The 19,820-nt window shown below is 55.0% G+C and carries 17 protein-coding genes; 4 read left to right on the top strand and 13 right to left on the bottom strand.

Annotated features, from left to right (window positions below; translation table 11 throughout):
- Positions 1-41: 41 nt before the first annotated feature.
- Positions 42-980 carry a malate dehydrogenase gene (gene mdh / locus KW829_RS11190; RefSeq protein WP_010436131.1) on the bottom strand — a complete coding sequence of 313 codons (939 nt, stop codon included), beginning with the start codon at positions 978-980 and terminating at the stop codon, positions 42-44.
- 398 nt (positions 981-1,378) lie between these two features.
- Between mdh and argR the strand changes: the two genes are divergently transcribed.
- The gene (gene argR / locus KW829_RS11185; RefSeq protein ID WP_010436133.1) at positions 1,379-1,849 is read left to right on the top strand and encodes a transcriptional regulator ArgR; all 471 of its coding nucleotides are present in this window, start codon (positions 1,379-1,381) and stop codon (positions 1,847-1,849) included.
- A 374-nt stretch (positions 1,850-2,223) separates the two neighbouring features.
- Positions 2,224-2,487, top strand: coding sequence for a peroxide/acid stress response protein YhcN (yhcN, locus tag KW829_RS11180; protein ID WP_010436136.1), 264 nt, complete (start codon positions 2,224-2,226; stop codon positions 2,485-2,487).
- 58 nt (positions 2,488-2,545) lie between these two features.
- On the opposite strand, the gene KW829_RS11175 is transcribed toward yhcN, so the two are convergent.
- The 5 genes from KW829_RS11175 to aaeX all read right to left on the bottom strand — a co-directional run bounded on the left by KW829_RS11175 (position 2,546) and on the right by aaeX (position 7,523).
- On the bottom strand, positions 2,546-2,818 hold the full coding sequence (locus KW829_RS11175; RefSeq protein WP_010436138.1) for a barstar family protein: 273 nt from the start codon (positions 2,816-2,818) through the stop codon (positions 2,546-2,548).
- Between the two features lie 45 nt (positions 2,819-2,863).
- The gene (locus KW829_RS11170; RefSeq protein ID WP_218308241.1) at positions 2,864-4,318 is read right to left on the bottom strand and encodes an NAD-dependent succinate-semialdehyde dehydrogenase; all 1,455 of its coding nucleotides are present in this window, start codon (positions 4,316-4,318) and stop codon (positions 2,864-2,866) included.
- 88 nt (positions 4,319-4,406) lie between these two features.
- A complete protein-coding gene (aaeB, locus tag KW829_RS11165; RefSeq protein WP_218308240.1) occupies positions 4,407-6,374 on the bottom strand; it encodes a p-hydroxybenzoic acid efflux pump subunit AaeB in 1,968 nt (655 codons plus the stop codon).
- Between the two features lie 5 nt (positions 6,375-6,379).
- Positions 6,380-7,312 (bottom strand): p-hydroxybenzoic acid efflux pump subunit AaeA, encoded by a 933-nt coding sequence (gene aaeA / locus KW829_RS11160; RefSeq protein ID WP_042715204.1) that lies wholly within the window; start codon positions 7,310-7,312, stop codon positions 6,380-6,382.
- Positions 7,313-7,319: 7 nt separating this feature from the next.
- Positions 7,320-7,523, bottom strand: coding sequence for a p-hydroxybenzoic acid efflux pump operon protein AaeX (gene aaeX / locus KW829_RS11155; RefSeq protein ID WP_003860416.1), 204 nt, complete (start codon positions 7,521-7,523; stop codon positions 7,320-7,322).
- A gap of 180 nt (positions 7,524-7,703) precedes the next feature.
- On the opposite strand from aaeX, the gene aaeR reads away from it, so the two are divergent.
- Positions 7,704-8,630, top strand: coding sequence for an HTH-type transcriptional activator AaeR (gene aaeR / locus KW829_RS11150; RefSeq protein ID WP_042715199.1), 927 nt, complete (start codon positions 7,704-7,706; stop codon positions 8,628-8,630).
- 219 nt (positions 8,631-8,849) lie between these two features.
- Positions 8,850-9,464 carry a YagU family protein gene (locus tag KW829_RS11145; RefSeq protein WP_010436150.1) on the top strand — a complete coding sequence of 205 codons (615 nt, stop codon included), beginning with the start codon at positions 8,850-8,852 and terminating at the stop codon, positions 9,462-9,464.
- Positions 9,465-9,510: 46 nt separating this feature from the next.
- On the opposite strand, the gene tldD is transcribed toward KW829_RS11145, so the two are convergent.
- The 7 genes from tldD to mreB all read right to left on the bottom strand — a co-directional run bounded on the left by tldD (position 9,511) and on the right by mreB (position 19,543).
- Entirely contained in the window at positions 9,511-10,956 is a 1,446-nt protein-coding gene (tldD, locus tag KW829_RS11140) for a metalloprotease TldD (RefSeq protein WP_100166534.1), read from the bottom strand.
- An 84-nt stretch (positions 10,957-11,040) separates the two neighbouring features.
- A complete protein-coding gene (gene yhdP / locus KW829_RS11135; protein ID WP_218308239.1) occupies positions 11,041-14,841 on the bottom strand; it encodes an AsmA2 domain-containing protein YhdP in 3,801 nt (1,266 codons plus the stop codon).
- A 42-nt stretch (positions 14,842-14,883) separates the two neighbouring features.
- Entirely contained in the window at positions 14,884-16,353 is a 1,470-nt protein-coding gene (gene rng / locus KW829_RS11130; protein ID WP_010436156.1) for a ribonuclease G, read from the bottom strand.
- Positions 16,343-16,936, bottom strand: a complete 594-nt coding sequence (locus KW829_RS11125) for a nucleoside triphosphate pyrophosphatase (RefSeq protein ID WP_089598445.1) — start codon at positions 16,934-16,936, stop codon at positions 16,343-16,345. The genes rng and KW829_RS11125 overlap by 11 nt, the downstream gene beginning before the upstream one ends.
- Positions 16,937-16,945: 9 nt before the next feature.
- Entirely contained in the window at positions 16,946-17,434 is a 489-nt protein-coding gene (gene mreD, locus KW829_RS11120) for a rod shape-determining protein MreD (RefSeq protein ID WP_010436160.1), read from the bottom strand.
- Positions 17,434-18,438 carry a rod shape-determining protein MreC gene (gene mreC, locus KW829_RS11115; RefSeq protein ID WP_010436162.1) on the bottom strand — a complete coding sequence of 335 codons (1,005 nt, stop codon included), beginning with the start codon at positions 18,436-18,438 and terminating at the stop codon, positions 17,434-17,436. Before mreC ends, mreD begins: the two co-directional genes overlap by 1 nt.
- 61 nt (positions 18,439-18,499) lie before the next feature.
- A complete protein-coding gene (gene mreB / locus KW829_RS11110) occupies positions 18,500-19,543 on the bottom strand; it encodes a rod shape-determining protein MreB (RefSeq protein ID WP_000913396.1) in 1,044 nt (347 codons plus the stop codon).
- Between the last annotated feature and the right edge of the window lie 277 nt (positions 19,544-19,820).

Raw genomic sequence — 19,820 nt, 5'->3', positions numbered from 1 at the left:
TAGCGCTTACGCTTACCCGGACTACAAAGGGAGAGAACGTTTTACTTGTTAACGAACTCTTCGCCCAGAGTGATATCTTTCTTCAGCGTATCCAGCATGCCTTCCATCGCGTTTTGTTCAAACGCGCTCAGCGTACCAATGGATTTACGCTCTTCAATACCGTTTTTGCCCAGCAGCAGCGGCTGAGAGAAGAAGCGAGCGTGTTCGCCGTCGCCTTCAACGTAAGCGCATTCAACTACATTTTTCTCGCCCTGCAGAGCACGAACCAGAGACAGACCGAAACGCGCCGCCGCCTGACCCATAGACAGGGTTGCTGATCCGCCACCCGCCTTCGCTTCCACCACTTCGGTGCCCGCGTTCTGGATGCGTTTAGTCAGGTCAGCCACTTCCTGCTCGGTGAAGCTCACGCCTGGGATCTGCGACAGCAGAGGCAGGATCGTCACGCCAGAGTGACCACCGATAACCGGCACTTCCACTTCCGTTGGCTGCTTGCCTTTCAGCTCAGCGACGAAGGTGTTTGAACGGATGATATCCAGCGTGGTCACGCCGAACAGTTTGTTCTTGTCGTAAACACCCGCTTTCTTCAGCACTTCTGCTGCGATAGCGACGGTGGTGTTCACCGGGTTAGTGATGATACCGATACAGGCTTTCGGGCAGATTTCAGCGATCTGCTGAACCAGGTTTTTCACGATGCCCGCGTTGACGTTAAACAGGTCAGAACGATCCATACCAGGTTTACGTGCCACACCCGCAGAGATCAGTACGACGTCAGCACCCTGCAGCGCAGGGCGCGCATCTTCACCGGAGAAGCCTTTGATTTTCACAGCGGTCGGGATGTGGCTCAGGTCAACCGCCACACCTGGGGTTACCGGAGCAATATCGTACAGGGAGAGTTCTGAGCCTGAAGGCAGTTGGGTTTTCAGTAGTAGGGCAAGCGCCTGGCCGATACCACCAGCAGCGCCGAGGACTGCAACTTTCATCCTAAACTCCTTATTATGGTTAACTTTAAGTATCTGTAACTCCGTTGCGGCGACCATAATTCAGCGAGTAAATAATTACAATTTTCGTAGCTAAAGAATTTGAGGTCGCGCGTCTTTCACCTTCGCCTGAATGCTATCGGGCAGCGGGCAGCAACGAAATAAGAGGTGGTTACAATACACCTTGCCACGCCACCAAAACAACATCATTTTGATAACATTTAATTTACTTTTAAGCTTATTTGCGCGGCGTGACCCAGGCATGTTTTCCGATAACGAAATCTGATAAAATCGCTCCCTTTCATAACATTATTTCAGCCTGGCGCCAGGTAGATAGTTTGCATAAAAATTCATCCACATGCATAATAATGTTGTTTCTATCGTCATATTCCGGGTGACTTATGCGAAGCTCGTCTAAGCAAGAAGAATTAGTGAAGGCGTTTAAAGCGCTACTCAAAGAAGAGAAATTCAGTTCTCAGGGAGAAATTGTTCAGGCGTTGCAGGAACAAGGCTTCGAAAACATCAATCAGTCGAAAGTCTCCCGTATGTTAACCAAGTTTGGCGCAGTGCGTACCCGCAATGCCAAAATGGAAATGGTCTATTGCCTGCCTGCTGAACTTGGCGTGCCGACCACCTCCAGCCCGCTGAAGAACCTGGTCCTCGACATCGACTATAACGATGCCGTGGTGGTTATCCACACCAGTCCGGGCGCGGCGCAACTGATTGCTCGCCTGCTGGACTCATTAGGTAAAGCGGAAGGTATCCTCGGCACCATCGCCGGTGATGACACTATCTTTACCACCCCGGCAAACGGTTTTTCGGTGAAAGATCTCTACGAAGCGATTCTGGTCCTGTTCGAACAGGAACTGTAATCCTCCTCCCCGCGGTCTGCTGCGGGGATTGTTCTGCCCCCGCTGCGTTAACCCCTCTTTTCTACTGCCTCTGACTTTGACAAATAGTGCTTTTTACCAGCCATTAACATTCACATGGTGAATACTAAGGCGCAAAACCGCACAAAAAATCAAAGTGCTATATCCCTATGATTCTATTGGTTTTCACCTCACAATCCGATGATAAAATAACCATTTTTATGCATTTTGGTTATATAAATCTTATCCGTTAACACGTAATAACACATGAAACAATTAGTCTGGTATTAATTTTTCACGTTATTAGTGTATACTTGATTTTGTGATGAGGGTCACAAAGCAAGACCCCACTAAAAAATTCGACGAGGTAAAGAATCATGAAAATCAAAACTACTGTAGCGGCTCTGAGTATCCTGTCTGTCCTGTCATTCGGCGCTTTTGCGGCTGATTCCATCAACGCAGATCAGGCGCAATCCCGTGAGGCAATCGGCACGGTGTCTATTGGCGCGGTCGGTACGTCTCCGATGGATATGCATGAGATGCTGAACAAGAAAGCGGAAGAAAAAGGTGCATCCTCTTATCGCATCATCGAGGCGCGTAGCGGTGACACCTGGCACGCAACTGCTGAACTGTATAAATAAACCCTCGTCGTATCTGCGCATACGACTTGCCCCTGGCCTCACGGTCAGGGGCTTTTTTTTAATGTCGCGCATTAAAACGCAACTGTCCTTCCAGCTCTTCTTCGGCTTCATCAAACAGCAGGATCAGCGCGCCAAAGCGTCTGCGCAGCTTGTCGGGCAAATGAATGAACTCGATCTCCAGCGGTAAGGGCAACTGACTGCCGGTAACCACATCCCACAGCGTATCCAGATTGGTGACACTTTCCCGCTCCAGGTTGAATACCCGGGTAAATTCTCGATAAAAGTCGTCCTGACTGTCGATTTCGTCAAAATCAAAGGTATACGTTTTCATTGCCAGCCACCCGGTACAGGCGGGCGGAATATGCCGCCCTGTCTATTATAATCCCCCGATATGCAGGGTTTTGACTTCCAGAAACTCTTCCAGCCCCAGCACGGAACCTTCGCGCCCCAGCCCGGACTCTTTTACGCCGCCAAACGGTCCCAGTTCGGTGGAGACGGCACACTCGTTAATCCCAATCATCCCGCTTTCAATCGCCTGTGAGACACGGAACAGGCGCGACAGATTCTGAGTGTAGAAATAGGCTGCCAGCCCGTAAGGCGTGTTGTTGGCGCGCATAATCACTTCATCTTCCGACGTAAACCGGAAGCAGGCTGCCACCGGGCCAAACGTCTCCTCTTCCGCCAGCTTCATTCCTTCGTGACAATCACCGAGTACCGTGGGCACCCAGAAGTTGCCGCCGAGGGAATGCGCTTTGCCGCCTGCCAGCACCGTGGCGCCTTTTGCAACGGCATCTTCCACATGTTCGCGTACTTTATCGACGGCGGAACCGTCAATCAGCGGGCCAACAACGACGCCCTCTTCCAGACCGTTGCCGACTTTCAATGCCTTTACCGCATCGGCGAGCTGGTTCACAAACTTGTCATAGACCGTTTCCTGAATATAAAAACGGTTTACGCTGACGCAGACCTGCCCGGCATTGCGAAACTTGTTCGCAATCGCGCCCTTAACGGCTGCATCAATATCCGCATCCTCAAAAACGATATAGGGCGCATTGCCCCCCAGCTCCATTGACACTTTCTTCATCGTCTCGGCAGCGTTGCGCACCAGGGTTTTCCCCACAGAGGTTGACCCGGTGAACGAGATTTTGCGCACATCATGGCTGGCCATGATCGCGTCGCTGATTTCATGCGTATTGCCCGCCACCGCATTGAGTACGCCGTCTGGCACACCGGCCTGCTTCGCCAGTGTGAGCAGTGCAAAAGCGCTCAGCGGAGTATTGTTGGCGGGTTTGATCACGCCGGTACAGCCTGCGGCCAACGCCGGACCGAGCTTGCGGGTGAGCATCGCCATAGGGAAGTTCCACGGCGTAATGGCGGCAACCACGCCGATAGGTTCGCGGGTCGCCAGAATGCGGGAGCCGGGTTTAACCGGAGGGATAATTTCACCGTTCGCGCGCTTGGCCTGCTCAGCAAACCACTGGATAAAGCTGGCGGCATACTCCACTTCGCCCTCGGCTTCTTTCAGGGGCTTGCCCTGTTCGGTGGTCATTAGCCGTCCAAGCCAGCTTTTGTTTTCGATAATCAGCTCATACCAGCGGTAGAGGATCGTCGAACGCTCCTTCGCGGTTTTGGCGCGCCACGCGGGGAAGGCTTTGGTCGCGGCGGCAATCGCTTCTTCGGTTTCCGCTTTACCGGCTTTCGCCACTTTGGCGATCACCTCACCAGTCGCCGGGTTCAGCACGTCAAACGTGGTGTCGAGTGTTTTCCAGATGCCGTTAACAAGATATCCGTTTTGAAAAAGAATGTTGTCCTGGAGAGCCTGGGTAGTCATGTGTCCTCCCTTCCTGAATGTAAGAGCCTGCAGAACTAAGTATAGCCACAAAAAAACCGACGCTTTTGGCGTCGGTTTTTAAGCTCACTTAATTGTCAGTCAGGACACTCTGGTAGCGATGCAGCATGAAGACCAATCGCCCAACCGGCTCGGTTACCTGAGGCGGCGCGTTCCAGACCTTAAGCTTCTCCTGGTAGATGTCTAACTCTTCAAGCAGCTGTTTAAAATAGCGACGTCGTTTGTCATCGCTGGACGCCGCGATCACATGGTCGGCCGTGTGGCGCAACTGGCGGTGAAAGGCAGACAGATCGTCGTTAACCGGCACAGGCGCATTCCGCAGGCGCTGGTGCGCGATGATCATGGTTAACGCCAGACGGAACCTGGCAACGTCCCCCGGAAATTTATTGAGCAGCAGGAACAGCTGCTGATAAAGCGCCGGAAGGTGGTTCTCTTTACGGCGTGCGGCGTTGGTTGTCATGGATGATACGGCAGCCGACACAAATTGATTCAACAGCACACGACCGGTCCGCGCCTGAGAGTTATCCCGCACCAGCAGAATCACCATCATCGCCAGGAAACAGCCCACCAGCTGACCCAACGCGCTGTCGAGGAACTGGCTGAAATGGAAGGTCATCGGGTTATCCAGCACAATAATGTTAATGGTACTGGCCAGCGCCCCCAGCGATCCCAGACGGCGCTTCTGCACTTCTATCCCAATAAAGAATGCCATTACCGCCAGGCTAATGCAGAGCAGAAGCATGCTTTGCTGCGTCGATGGGATAATCACCAGGAAGTAGAGCGCACCAATGGGCAGTGCGGCAATGGTGCCGTAGAGAAAATCGATAGCGACCATGCGCGGGTTGGGCAGACGCATCGCCAGTGCGGTAACGACGGCAATCATGACCATCGCACCGCTACCGGACGTCCAGCCGGTCCACAGCCAGAACAGCGTGCCGAGCATGCAGGCCAGCGTGGTACGCCAGAAGTTGACCATGGCATGATGGCGCTCGGCGGATTCCGGCTTAATCACCACTTCGCCCCGCAGCACCTCTTCTTCCGCCGCGCTGATTTTGGTATTACCCGTCACACCACGCTTAAGCAGCAGGTAACGCGTCGCGGCCCCAACCCAGGTATAAATCGTCACCGGCGTATCGCGCTCCCCCGTCCAGGCGATAACGCGACGCATGCGTTTGAGCTGTCGGTGCACGTCCTGCACCGTTTCGACCGGCTCGTCAAAGAGCTCACGGAACGTGTCCGTTACCACCTCCGGGCGGGTATTCTGAATCAGATAGGTTTCGCACGCCTGGGTGATCAGCGTTAAGGAAACGGTATTGATCGCTTTCAGGCGACGGTTTGCGCGTTCCCAGCGTGAAGATTCCATATTGAGGTTGCTGCGCATCCCTTCCAGCGCCTGCGTGCGGCGCACCAGGCCGCTCCACGCTTTATCGACCTCTTCGCTGTCACCGTGCTTGATGCACAACTGCATCAACTGGTACTGGGCAACAATCAGCGCGTCGAGCTCACGGTCCACTTCTTGCTTGATGGAGCGCGGGGAGAATAGCAGGTCCGCAACGATCGCGCAGACGATACCAATCACAATCTCGCTGCAGCGTTCAACCGCAAACTGCGGCGCAAGCAGCGGTTCGGACTGAATGGTGATGACAATGATCAGCGCAGTATAGCCCGCCAGCCCCCATGCGTAGGAGTTTTCAACTTTGACCAGCGACGAGACCCAGGTGCAGAACCCTGCCCAGATACAGCACACCATGATCATCAGCAGAGGGGTGCGGATCATCAAAATAATGATGGTGAGCGCGGCGAAACAGCCGATAAACGTCCCGACGATACGCAGCATACCGCGGTAGCGGATCGCGCCAGAGTAGGGTTCACCGCCCGCGGCAAAGGCGGGGCCAGCCGCAACGATAGCTGCCGTCAGCACCGCCCAACGGGGCGTTTCCAGCTGGAAGTGAAAACCGACAAACAGCGCCAGCACGATGGCACATGCCAGCTTCACGGCGAAGCGGATGTGCTGGCTGGCGATGGAAAAGATACCCATAACGATTAACCAAACTCGCGCAGGCGGTGGGCGATTTTACGGAAAATAGAGTCCTGGCTGGCATCGCGGTCTTTTTCCCCGGTGATGACCACCGTTGCCGTGGTGCCCGCAGGCCACAGGTTTCCCTGCTGCTCATCAAGATGGATACGTACCGGCACGCGCTGCGCCAGACGGACCCATTCCAGGTTAGAATCCACCGTCGCCATCCCTTTGGTATCGTTAGAGCTGCTGGAGTTAGTCACCCCTGCGGCAACGCTGTCGACGGTGCCTTTAAACACACGGTTGCTGCCGAGCGGCGTGATCTCTGCGCGATACCCTGGACGTACCCCTTCCAGCTTGGTCTCTTCCATATAGGCGAGCACGTAGAAAGAGTGCTGCTTAACCAGCGCTACGGCGGTAGAGCCACGGGTAATGAATTCCCCGGCATAGACGTTCAGGTTGGTGACCCAGCCATCGGACGGCGCGCGGATCACAGTGCGTTCGAGATCGAGCTTCGCCAGATCGCGCGTTGCTTGCGCTTTCGCCAGCTGGTGCAGCACGGTTTGCAGCACGTTGTTGGACTGGTCAATCTCTTCGCGGGACATTGCCTGAACGCCCAGTTGGTTACGGCGACCGGCTTCACGGCGTTTCTCCGCAGCCAGCGCCTGGTAATAGGCCACGTCCGCTTCCGCTTCTTCTAACGCTTTTTGATAGCGGGGCTGGTCAATAGTGAACAGAACCTGATCTTTTTTCACCAGTTGGTTATCGTGGACGTTAACCGCGGTGATAAGACCGGCCACGTCGGGGGCAATCGCCACCACATCGGCGCTGAAACGCGCATCGCGCGTCCACGGTGATTCAGTGTAATAAACCCAGGCGCGGAAAATGGCAATAAACGCCAGAACGACCAGCGCCATGGTGATGGCAGTGCGGGAGACTTTTCTTATTAGCGTTTTCACATCAACCTCAGACAAACATGCGCGATATCAGATAGAACAGGCAGCAATACAGCGCGGTATTGAACAATGCAGGGTGCCAGACGAAATCGTAGATCCCGGTAGGGACCAGCACCTTGCGCACCAGCCAGAAGATCGCCAGTGATAAAAGAAGCTCGAAAAATATCGGTGGGAACGACAGACCGAACACCACGATTACAGGAAACAGACTCATGTTGACCTTGATAAGAGAGAGTGCAGGCTTCAGATTTTTTTTAGCGCACGCCATCGCAGGAGAGCAAGAAACGCCGGGCGAGAATGGCGCAGCCATTATGTAATTAATAATATATTAACGTAACTGTTATGCTGTTATCTATAATATGTGATCTAAATCACTTTTAAGCCAGAGTGAACAATGGAACGTTTAAAACGCATGTCCGTCTTCGCCAAAGTGGTGGAGCTCGGCTCATTTACCGCCGCTGCGCGTCAATTGCAGATGAGTGTCTCTTCCATCAGCCAGACGGTGTCAAAACTGGAAGATGAGTTGCAGGTGAAGCTGCTCAACCGCAGTACCCGCAGCATTGGCCTGACGGAAGCCGGTAAAATTTATTACCAGGGCTGCCGCCGAATGATGCACGAAGTGCAGGATGTGCACGAACAGCTCTACGCCTTTAATAACACCCCCATCGGCACGCTGCGCATTGGGTGTTCTTCAACTATGGCACAAAATGTTCTCGCTGCCATGACGGCGGAAATGCTGAAAGAGTATCCGGGTTTAACGGTGAATCTGGTGACGGGCATCCCTGCGCCGGACCTGATCGCCGACGGATTAGATGTGGTGATCCGCGTCGGGGCGTTACAAGATTCAAGCCTCTTTTCGCGTCGGCTGGGGAGCATGCCGATGGTGGTCTGCGCCTCAAAAAGCTATCTGGCGCAGTACGGCGTTCCGGAGAAGCCTGCCGATCTCAGCAACCACTCGTGGCTGGAATACAGCGTGCGCCCGGACAACGAATTCGAACTGATTGCCCCGGAGGGGATCTCCACTAAACTGCTGCCGGAAGGCCGGTTCGTCACCAACGATCCGATGACTATCTCCCGCTGGCTGGTCGCCGGGGCCGGGATCGCTTACGTGCCGCTGATGTGGGTGATCAACGAGATCAACAGCGGCGTACTGGAGATCCTCTTCCCGCGTTACCAGTCCGATCCGCGTCCGGTCTACGCTCTGTATACCGAGAAGGACAAACTGCCGCTCAAAGTACAGGTGTGTATTAACTATCTGACCGAGTATTTTGTCGAAGTGGCGGAGCTGTTTCAGGGGATGCGCGGCAGAAGAAAGGAGTAATAAAGTTATCGCCATAATAATATTTGGCATGAATATTTCCCGGATGATACTCACATTCATTCAGGAATAATTTCGCCCTCCTCTCAGGAATGGCTAATTGACACTCCCGCCACCCGCCCTTTACCTTATAAGCAGTCTGAGCATCAGACTGTTATATATTTGTTACCAACATGAATAATAAAATGTATTTCGCAGGATGACGTTAAACAAGGAAAAGAGATGAATATATTCGAACAAACACCGCCTTCGCGCAGGCGCTATGGACTCGCCGCGTTCATTGGTTTGATTGCCGGGATTGTCTCCGCGTTTGTCAAATGGGGAGCCGAGGTGCCGCTTCCGCCACGCAGCCCGACTGATTTATTTACCGGCGCATGCGGGCCAGAGCAATTATTACGGGCTGCAAGTCAGATTGACTGTTCCCGCAATTTTTTAAACCCACCTTATGTATTTTTACGTGACTGGCTGGGCGTCGTCGACCCTAACGCGGCGGTTTATACATTTGCCGGACATATATTTAACTGGGTCGGCGTAACACATATTATTTTCTCAATCGTGTTCGCCGTAGGTTATTGCGTAGTTGCTGAAGTCTTCCCGAAAATTAAACTTTGGCAGGGTTTGCTGGCGGGTGCGTTAGCTCAGCTTTTTGTTCATATGATCTCCTTCCCGCTGATGGGGCTGACGCCACCGCTGTTTGAGCTGCCGTGGTATGAACACGTGTCAGAGATCGTGGGCCATCTGGTCTGGTTCTGGTCGATCGAAATCATTCGCCGTGATTTGCGTAATCGCATCACTCACGAGCCGGATCCGGAGATACCGCTGGGTAACTTACGTTAAAAAAAAGGCGCTACATCAGTAGCGCCTTTTTTTATGCATGGTCAGGTCAGGCTGTGCCGCCCACCGTCAGGTTGTCCACTTTCAGCGTTGGCTGGCCCACGCCAACCGGCAGGCTCTGGCCCTCTTTACCGCAGACGCCCACGCCGTTATCCAGCTTCAGATCGTTACCGACCATGGAGATCTGCTGCATGGCTTCAATACCGGAGCCAATCAGCGTCGCGCCTTTCACCGCTTTGGTCACTTTGCCTTTCTCGATCAGATACGCTTCTGACGTGGAGAAAACAAACTTACCGGAGGTGATGTCCACCTGGCCGCCGCCAAAGTTTGGCGCGAAGATCCCGTAATCGACGGATTCGATAATCTCCTGCGGTGTGGACTGGCCCGGCAGCATATAGGTGTTGGTCATGCGCGGCATCGGCAGGTGCGCGTAGGATTCACGACGGCCGTTGCCCGTCGGCGCAACGCCCATCAGGCGCGCGTTGAGTTTGTCCTGCATGTAGCCTTTCAGCACGCCGTTTTCAATCAGCACGTTGTACTGGCCTGGCGTACCTTCGTCGTCGATAGAAATCGAGCCGCGACGATCGAGCATGGTGCCATCATCCACGACGGTACACAGTTCAGAAGAGACGAGCTGCCCAATCTGACCGCTGAATACGGACGTCCCGCGACGGTTAAAGTCGCCTTCCAGACCGTGGCCCACCGCCTCGTGCAACAGCACGCCCGGCCAGCCAGCGCCCAGAACAACCGGGAATGATCCTGCGGGAGCCGCGACAGCTGAGAGATTCACCATTGCCATACGCACGGCTTCTTTTGCCCACGCGTCAGCGCGCGCTTCACCGCCGACGTCGCCAAGGAACCAGTCATAACCAAAACGACCGCCGCCGCCGCTTGAGCCACGCTCGCGCTTGCCGTCGTCTTCGACCTGTACGCTAATGGAGAGACGCACCAGCGGACGCACATCAGCGGCCAGGGTTCCGTCAGTCGCTGCCACCAGAATCAGTTCATAGACGCCGCTCAGGCTGGCAGACACTTCCTGCACGCGTTTATCCGCAGCGCGCGCCACTTTGTCCACGCGACGCAGGATATCCAGCTTCTCTTCGCGGCTCATGCTCTGCAGCGGATCGATGCTGGTGTACAGCGCAGCGTGCTGCACTTCACCCAGGGTTTTCACGCGGCCATCACCCGTATCACGCACGATAGTACGCGCGGCCTGCGCGCTCTGCTCCAGAGCAGCCAGGCTAATCTGATCGGCATAGGCAAAACCGGTTTTTTCGCCGCTGACGGCACGCACGCCGACGCCCTGATCGATGTTATAAGAACCATCTTTAATGATGCTGTCTTCCAAAACCCAGGATTCGTGATAGCTCGACTGGAAATAGAGATCGCCGTAGTCGAGACGGCGTTCGGTCAGTTGACCAAGAATGGAGAACAGGTCCTGATGGCTCAGGCCGTTCGCTGCGAGCAAATGTTCACTTACCAGGTTCAGACTCATCGTATTGCTACTCGTTCGTTGCCGCCCGTGGCGGTAAAAAGATCGTATTTATTGAGAGTGAGGCAATTACCTGCCCACGTCAAATCATTGCTGTGCATCTTTGCGCGGCTGGCGCAGCACCTCGTTAATCTGCGGTTTATCGATCGGACCGGTAATGCGGTAGCGCAGAATCGAGACCTTGCTCCACAGTGGCCCCAACACTTTACTGGCGGCAAACACCGCCGCACCGACAATCGGGTTCACCACAAAGGCCGCCGCAACGCCCACGCTTGCGGAAATTTCCGGCGCCACCACGGCTTCCATATCCAGCTCGCGACGCACGAGGTTCACCGAGCCTTTCATGGCGATATCCGCTTCCAGGCCATCGACCAGCGTGTCGTCAGTGTGCAGAACGCCGTCCTTGATCCACGCCGTACTGCGAATGGAGTCATAGTAGAAACCTTCGCTGAAGGTGTCGCTAAAATCGAAGCGCAGCTTGCGCAGCAGGGCATCAAAACTCAGCAGGCGCAGGATCTGCCCGGCGCGCCCGGTACTCACATCGGCAATTTCACCTTTGCCGAAGTGCGTTTTCAAGATGCCGTTTAGCGACGCTTCATCTGGCTTCCACGGTGCCGCGCGCCAGTGCAGATCGTAATTGACGTCAAATGACGAGCCGCGAAGCGGTGTGCTGATGCCAAAGAAGTTAGCCGCTGCGTCCAGCTTGTTGCCTTTGATGTCGCCTTTCAGCGAGGTGCGCTGCTCGCCTGGGTTATTGACCCATTCGCCCGCAGCCGTCAGGCGGCCAAAGCCGGTATCGACCAGCCCACCGGTCAGGCTCAAGGTATTGCCTTTGATGGCAACATCTCCGTCAATGCGTCCGTACTTTTGCCCCCACAGCCAGCATTCCGCGCAGCGTAGCTGCAGATCGGGCCAGCCGCTGAAATCAATGCGGGAAGCGTTACTGAACGGCGACGGGCCTGCGGCCTGGTCTTGACTGCTCGCGACTGTCGGGTTGTAGTAGAGGTAGCGGATCGCGGCCAGCCACGGCGCGTTATCGCGCATATTTAACGTGGCGTTAATTTCCCTGCCCTGAGCCTCTACCTTTGTCCCGTTGCTCGTCGGCTGAGATACAATGCTCAGGTTGTTCCACCGCTGTCCGCCCAGCGTCAGCGCAGGCGTGCGCAGGGTAATGGTCTGCGGGAACTGAGCGGTCTCGTCTACGTTCTGCCCCACGCCTTTCTGGAAGAGCGCCAGCCATTCGGCACCATCCATCGCCGGAAGGTTAAGTTCTATGCCTGCCTGTTCAGGCAGCGGCGGTGTGGTGCGGCTGTCAGTCGTCCAGATGGCCCTGTCGAGCGTAAGCTTGCGGTTAAGCAGCCAGCGGCTGTTGAAGTGGTTTGTCTCGCCTACGCTGCCGGTCAGCGCGAAGCTATTGAGGTTGCCATCAACGTTGAGCTTCACTGGCAGCGCCTGCCCGGCGTGTTTATCCAGCGGCGCGGGAAGCTGGCTGCTGATGTTTTTCAGGTCGCCAGTGATATCGACCTTATAGCGGGCGCCAGCGTGATAAGGCAGATCGATAGCTACCTTACCGTTCCAGGAAACGGCGCCATCCACCGATTGCGCGATTGGCTTCGGCAAAACATCCATTCTGGTAGGCTGCCAGTTAGCATCCAGATTAACCGCCACCTGATAGGCCTTCTCCCCTTCGGTGGTTGAGAAATCAATATTGACGGGCTGATTGAACCAGTTCGCTTTAAGTGGCTCACTCTTCAGGTTGCCGTTCACGAAGCTGAACTGCCCCGTGAGGTTTTTCAGCGTGCTGTCGAGCGGTTTGATGAACAGGCTATTGTTGTTCAGACGAACATCGCCTTTCGCGGTGGTCATCTCACCGTCCAGCGGGATATCCAGATGTAAGCGAGCACTTACATCGCCATCCAACTGTAGCTCCTGAAGGGTGGCTCCCAGTGAATCATCCAACGGCGTATCCTCAAAATACGGCCCAACCGCCTTGCCCGGGCCATTGATATCCGCATCAATAAGCAGCTTCTCTTTGGAATAGTCCGGGATATTTGCCGTCAGATTGCTGGCCGTCACGCCACCCAGCGCAACGCTGTCTGACTTCATCCACAATCCGTCATTGAGGAAGTTGAGTTCAATATCCAGATTTTTCAGCGCAGGCCAACCCGGCTGGAAGGCGAAAGTGGCGTTGTGCAGCGGCACCAGCACCTGGAACTGGCCTTCATTATGCTTGTAAGGGAACAGATGCGGATTACCGCCATAGGCCAGCGTGGCGTTATCCGCCTGCCCGCCCTGGATCGCGCCGCTCAGGTAATCCACCAGCGCTTTGCCCATCAGGTTCTCCGGGAAGTAGCGCCAGGCCTGCGAGCCGTCGCTAGTGCTGATCCCTGCAAGAATACCCAGCCACGGCTCATCGCCTTCGGGCTTCAGATAGCGGAAATCCCCGCGTGCATGTACGGCTTTGGCTTTGACATCAATATCGCGGCCATCAAGCTGAAAACCTTTGTCATTTTTAAGCCAGCTCAGCGTAGCGTTGCCATGCTCGATTTCCAGCGGGGCGCGGAAGACGGTTTCATACGGCATTTTGGCGTCGTGCATATCGACCGTCAGCCTGCCGTTTTCCACGCTACCTTCCAGTTTGCCGCTGAAGTGTTCTGCGCCTGGCAGTAGTTTCCACTGCTTCCAGGCAAGGTCTTTCCATGTGGCCTGGAAGCGCGTTTTCTCCGTCGCCTGAAGCGGGATGTCCAGCCCCAGGGCGTCGATCGTTCCGCTCGGCTGCGTGGCCAGCCAGATCTCACCAAGGTCAGGCGAGAGTTTTGCGGCCATCGAGCGCAGCCCTTCGATGGCGGTCAGATCCAGATTGCTGGCTCGAATACGTAGCTCGTCACTGCGTTTGCTGCTTGCCCCGCCGACATCCTGTTCCGGCATCCAGGCCAGGGTCAGCGCACCGCGTGGCCACGGCTTGTTGTCCATGGTGATGCGCGTATCGGGAATAGCAAACTGCCAGCCTTCTTTCTCCTGAGTCACGTGCGCAGTGAGATTATCCACGGAAAGCTGATGCTGCTGGTTCTCCGCTTTCCAGCTCGCGCCCCCCTGCTTCAGCCAGATGTCGCCGCTGGCGAATTCCCCGTTTGTCAGCGTCATCCAGCCTTCAAGGCTGAAACGAGCGGTTTCCAGCTGCATGTTTTGCTGCAGCCAGTCACCCAGCCAGGGTTTCACATCCACATCGTCGGCCTGCAGCCAAACCTTACCGTTGTTCAGTAACCCATTGTCGTCACGCAGATCCATACGCACCTGCATCACGCCATGCTGCCCATTCAGGCTGGAGAGATTCACCTGTCCCTCGGCACGATGACGGTCTTTACCGTTCAGCCAGGTCAGCTGTGGGATCGCCAGCTCGGCACGCTGCCCCGAAAGGGTAATAAAGCTCACCTCGCTGTCGCGGAGATCAAAGTGATCGAACTGGCGCAGGAAGAGATCGCTGATGCGGTTGGTTTCCAGTCCCTGATCGCCATCGCCACTGCGCAGCGGCGTATTGGTCAGGAACTGGAGTTGCCAGAAGGTAAGATCGCGAAACTGCCAGCGCAGATGCAGCAGGCTTTGCCAGACATCCAGCGCCAGCGTTACGCGTTTAATTTTCAGATGGCCGCCGTCTTTCAGGCTGGCATTGATATCCCGCGCATCGAGCGTTGGACCGAAGTTCTGCCAGCTCGCACTGATCTGGCTTACGTCCACCGGCACGCCGGTGGCGGATTCGATTTTCGCCAGCACCTGCGGGCGCCAGCTATCCAGATGCGGCAGAACGAGGCGTAGCCCGCTCACGAGCAACGCGACAATCACGACCAGCGTTGCCCCTGTAAGCAGTAAAATCCCCGGCAATCGCCTCACGCATCTCTCCTTGTCAGCTTTGGTCTCGCAGCGAACTGCGGTTTACATCATCACGACGTCAAACTGCTCCTGGTTATAGAGCGGTTCGATTTGTACTTTTACCTGCTTGCCGACAAAGATTTCCACTTCCGCCAGCGCGTGCGACTCTTCGCCTTTCAGGGCTTCCGCCACCGCAGGGGAAGCATAGACCAGAAAACGGTCTGAGTCGTAGGCATGATGGACACGCACGATTTCTCGCATGATTTCATAACAGACGGTCTCAACCGTCTTTACCGTACCGCGTCCGTGGCAGGTTGGACACTCGTTACACAGCACATGTTCCACGCTTTCGCGGGTCCGCTTCCGGGTCATTTCCACCAGACCCAGCTGAGAGAAGCCGTTGATGCTGGTTTTCACGCGATCTTTACTCAGCGCCTGCTCAAGCGAGTGCAGCACGCGACGGCGATGGTCTTCATTGCTCATATCGATAAAGTCGATGATGATAATGCCGCCCAGATTGCGCAGACGAAGCTGGCGAGCAATGGCCTGCGTGGCTTCGATATTGGTGTTGAAGATGGTGTCATCCAGATTGCGATGGCCGACAAACGCCCCGGTGTTGATATCCACGGTCGTCATCGCTTCGGTCTGATCGATGATCAGATAGCCGCCGGATTTCAGCTCGACCTTACGCTCTAACGCGCGCTGGATTTCGTTTTCGACATCATAGAGATCGAAAATCGGCTGGCGGCCAGAGTAATGCTCCAGCAGGCCCGGCATTTCCGGGATGTACTCGGCGGTAAACTCCAGCAGGGCTTCATAGGTCAAGCGAGAGTCCACGCGAATGCGGTCAAGTTGCGCGTCGGCGAAATCACGCAGAACACGCTGCGCGAGCGCCAGCTCACCGTACAGCTGATAGCGGGTCTGGTTGCGTTTTTTACGCTCCATCACTTTGGTCCAGACTCGCTTTAGGTAGGCCGCATCGGATGCCAGGTCTTCTTCGCTGATCCCTTCCGCGGCGGTACGGATGATAAACCCGCCCTGTTCGTCGCAGTAGGCGCTGACGACTTTTTTCAGACGTTCACGTTCGGTTTCGCTCTCAATACGTTGGGAAACCCCCACGTGCGATGCACCCGGCATAAAGACCAGGTAACGGGAAGGTAACGTGATGTCGGTGGTCAGGCGGGCACCTTTAGTACCCAGCGGATCTTTCACCACCTGCACCATCAGATCCTGGCCTTGACGCACCAGCTCGGAGATGTCGCGGACGGCAAACTGTTTTTGCTCTTCACCTGCCACACATTCGGTGTGCGGCATGATGTCGGAAGCATGAAGAAATGCCGCCTTATCGAGCCCAATATCTACAAAAGCCGCCTGCATACCCGGTAGTACACGACTGACACGACCTTTGTAGATATTGCCTACGATTCCGCGTCGCGCTTCACGCTCAATATGAATTTCCTGAAGAATGCCACCATCAATGTAGGCCACACGGGTTTCCGAGGGCGTTACGTTTACCAACAATTCAGCCGTCATAATTATCCCTTCCCTCACGCAGTGAGTTAAAATTGCTCAGCAACTCATACGTTTCCACCAGCGGTAAGCCGACTACGGCGTGATAGCTGCCATTAATCTTCCTGACAAAACAGCCACCCAACCCTTGAATACCGTATGCACCTGCTTTATCCATCGGTTCACCGCTGGCAATGTAAGCGGCGATCTCGTCGTCGGTAAGCACTCTGAACGTCACGTCCGTCACGACCAGGCAATCCAGCACGTTTTGACTGTCCGCCAGCGCAACGGCCGTCATCACCTGATGCGTTTGCCCGGACATTTTACGTAGCATTCGCGCTGCATGGTCAGCGTCATGCGGTTTCTCCAGCACTTCACCGTTAAGGATAACGATGGTATCCGCCCCCAGAACCGGAAGGTCACGCGGCGTTTGCACCACGCCAGCCTGCGCTTTTTCACGTGCCAGACGGGAAACATACTGCTGAGCACTTTCACCCTCAGCACGTTTCTCTTCAATACCCGTAACGATACGTTCAAAGGAGACGCCCAACTGAGTGAGCAACTCCTGACGACGCGGAGAACCAGAGGCAAGATAGATAGACGTCATAGAAACCTTTTACTGCACGGCAAACTGCTGGCGAATTTTACGCATCAGCAGGAACAGCCATGGCCAGAGCACACCGTTTACTACACTACTCCAGAACACTTCCGGTCGGAAAGAGACGTTGATCACTAAAAACTCTGCCCAGAAAACAACGATATCCGCAGCAAGTGACAACAACATCACCACCAGCGCCTGTTGCCAGAGCGCGAGGTTACGAAAGAGCTGGAATTTGAGTGCGACGAGGTACGCAATTATGCTCATGGATAACGCGCGTACGCCAAGCGTAGAGCCGCTAATGAGATCCAGTATGGCACCCATCACAAAACCTGTGCCCACATTTACGCGATGCGGCAGGGCGAGGATCCAGTAGAGCAAAATGAGCAATACCCAGTTTGGCCGGAAAACGAGGATGTCGTCCGGCCAGGGCATGATTTGCAGCAACAATGCGATAAGAAATGAGAGCCAGATAACCCAGCGTCCCTGGCTACGATAACTTGCCACTACTGCCCTCCACCCGACACTTGAGGTGGCGGTGGCGGCTGCGTTAATCCCGTAGCAGGAGCCGGTACAGGCGCAGGCGGCCCCATCGCGTCTGGCGCAGGAAGAACCTGAGGCATCATCTGCATCAGACGCTCATTTGCCACGCGATGCACATCTTCAGGCGTCATCGGATTGGCGCCGTTACGATCGGCCCCCCACAGCAGCAGGAGGTAGCGCAGACGCTGTAAACCGGCGGTCGGACGCGCCTGGATGACGGTATACGCACGTTGCGTATCCAGCTTCACGGAAGAGACAACCGCAACGGGATAACCTTCAGGGAAGCGTCCGCCCAGACCTGACGTCACCAGCACGTCACCCACACGGATGTCCGTGTTGGCAGGCAGATGTTCGAGTTGCAGATCGTCCGTACAGCCGTTACCGGCCGCAATCACGCGAATGTCGTTACGCAGAACCTGAATCGGCAGCGCATGGGTGGCATCACAAATCAGCAGCACGCGGCTGGTCAGTTTGGCAACCGCCACGACCTGACCCACAACGCCTTTATCACTGATAACAGGCTGGCCTTCGTATACACCGTTGACGCTGCCTTTGTCGATCACCACCTGATCGCTGTAAGGATCGTTGACGGTAGAGATCACCTGCGTGACCATTTTCTGCTCATCCTGACGCAGCGGCGAGCCAAGCAGCTCGCGCAGACGCGCGTTTTCCTGCTTGTACTGTCCCAGCATCAGCAGTTCGCTGTTTTTCAGCAGCAGTTCCTGACGTAATGCCCGGTTTTCGAGTTCGAGTTGGTCGCGTGAAGACAGCGTTTGAGAAACGGAGTCGAGCAGTTCACGGGGACCATTTGATACAAAGTAGAAAGGACTGACGGCGGTATCCATGTACGTTCTGATCTGGCTGAACGTACCGAGGCGGCTATCGGCAATAATGACCCCAAGCGCAACCAGAACCGCCAGGATAAGGCGAAACTGTAGCGATGGGCCACGGCTAAAAATTGGCTTCATAGGCTATGCGTATTCTCGCGTCAGAGAGAAAGGGTAGCAATGCGCTACCCTTTCACAATGACTACTCTTCGCTGAACAAGTCGCCGCCGTGCATGTCGATCATTTCCAGCGCCTTGCCACCACCACGGGCTACGCAAGTCAGTGGATCTTCTGCAACTACGACAGGAATTCCTGTCTCTTCCATTAACAGGCGGTCGAGGTTACGCAGCAGCGCACCACCACCGGTCAGAACCATACCGCGCTCGGAGATATCGGACGCCAGTTCTGGCGGGCACTGTTCCAGCGCAACCATTACCGCGCTCACAATACCGGTCAGCGGCTCTTGCAACGCTTCCAGGATTTCGTTGGAGTTCAGGGTAAAGCCGCGTGGAACGCCTTCAGCCAGGTTACGACCGCGAACTTCGATTTCGCGAACTTCATCGCCTGGGTAAGCAGAACCGATTTCGTGCTTAATACGCTCTGCGGTGGCTTCACCAATCAGAGAGCCGTAGTTACGGCGCACGTAATTAATGATGGCTTCGTCGAAACGGTCACCACCGATACGCACGGAAGAGGAGTACACCACGCCGTTCAGGGAGATAACGGCCACTTCAGTGGTACCACCACCGATATCCACCACCATAGAGCCGGTCGCTTCGGAAACAGGCAGACCCGCACCGATTGCCGCAGCCATTGGTTCTTCAATCAGGAACACTTCACGTGCACCGGCACCCTGTGCTGATTCACGGATTGCGCGACGTTCAACCTGAGTCGCGCCAACGGGCACACACACCAGCACACGCGGGCTTGGACGCATGAAGCTATTGCTGTGAACCTGCTTAATGAAGTGCTGAAGCATTTTTTCAGTCACGAAGAAGTCAGCGATAACGCCGTCTTTCATTGGGCGGATTGCGGCAATGTTGCCAGGGGTACGACCCAGCATCTGCTTCGCGTCATGACCCACTGCGGCCACGCTTTTTGGCGAGCCAGCACGATCCTGACGAATGGCCACAACAGAAGGCTCATTCAATACGATGCCTTGTCCTTTTACATAAATAAGGGTATTCGCGGTACCCAGGTCAATGGACAGGTCATTGGAAAACATGCCACGAAATTTTTTCAACATACTAAGGGATAATCCTGAAAGCTGGGGCGGAAAACAAAATCCGCTTACTTTACCAACCACACGCAGCAGCGACAAGGCGCAAAAATCATCTGCAGCGGTGAAAATTTGTGCAGTACGTTTCCTTTGTTACAAATGCATCCCCGGATTCCCTCAGGGCTGAGTAAACAGCAGCGTCCCTCATGTTCATTTGTAACCCGTTAAAGGTCGTTCACTGGCGTTTTGCTCGTCATACTCAAAGCTACAGGCGCGATATTCTACGTGAAAACAAATTAAACGG

This window comes from Enterobacter sp. ENT02 (genome assembly GCF_019219165.1).
GTDB lineage: Bacteria > Pseudomonadota > Gammaproteobacteria > Enterobacterales > Enterobacteriaceae > Enterobacter > Enterobacter mori.
Note: the sequence above shows the minus strand (reverse complement) of the source record. Positions and strands in the feature narration are given on the sequence as shown.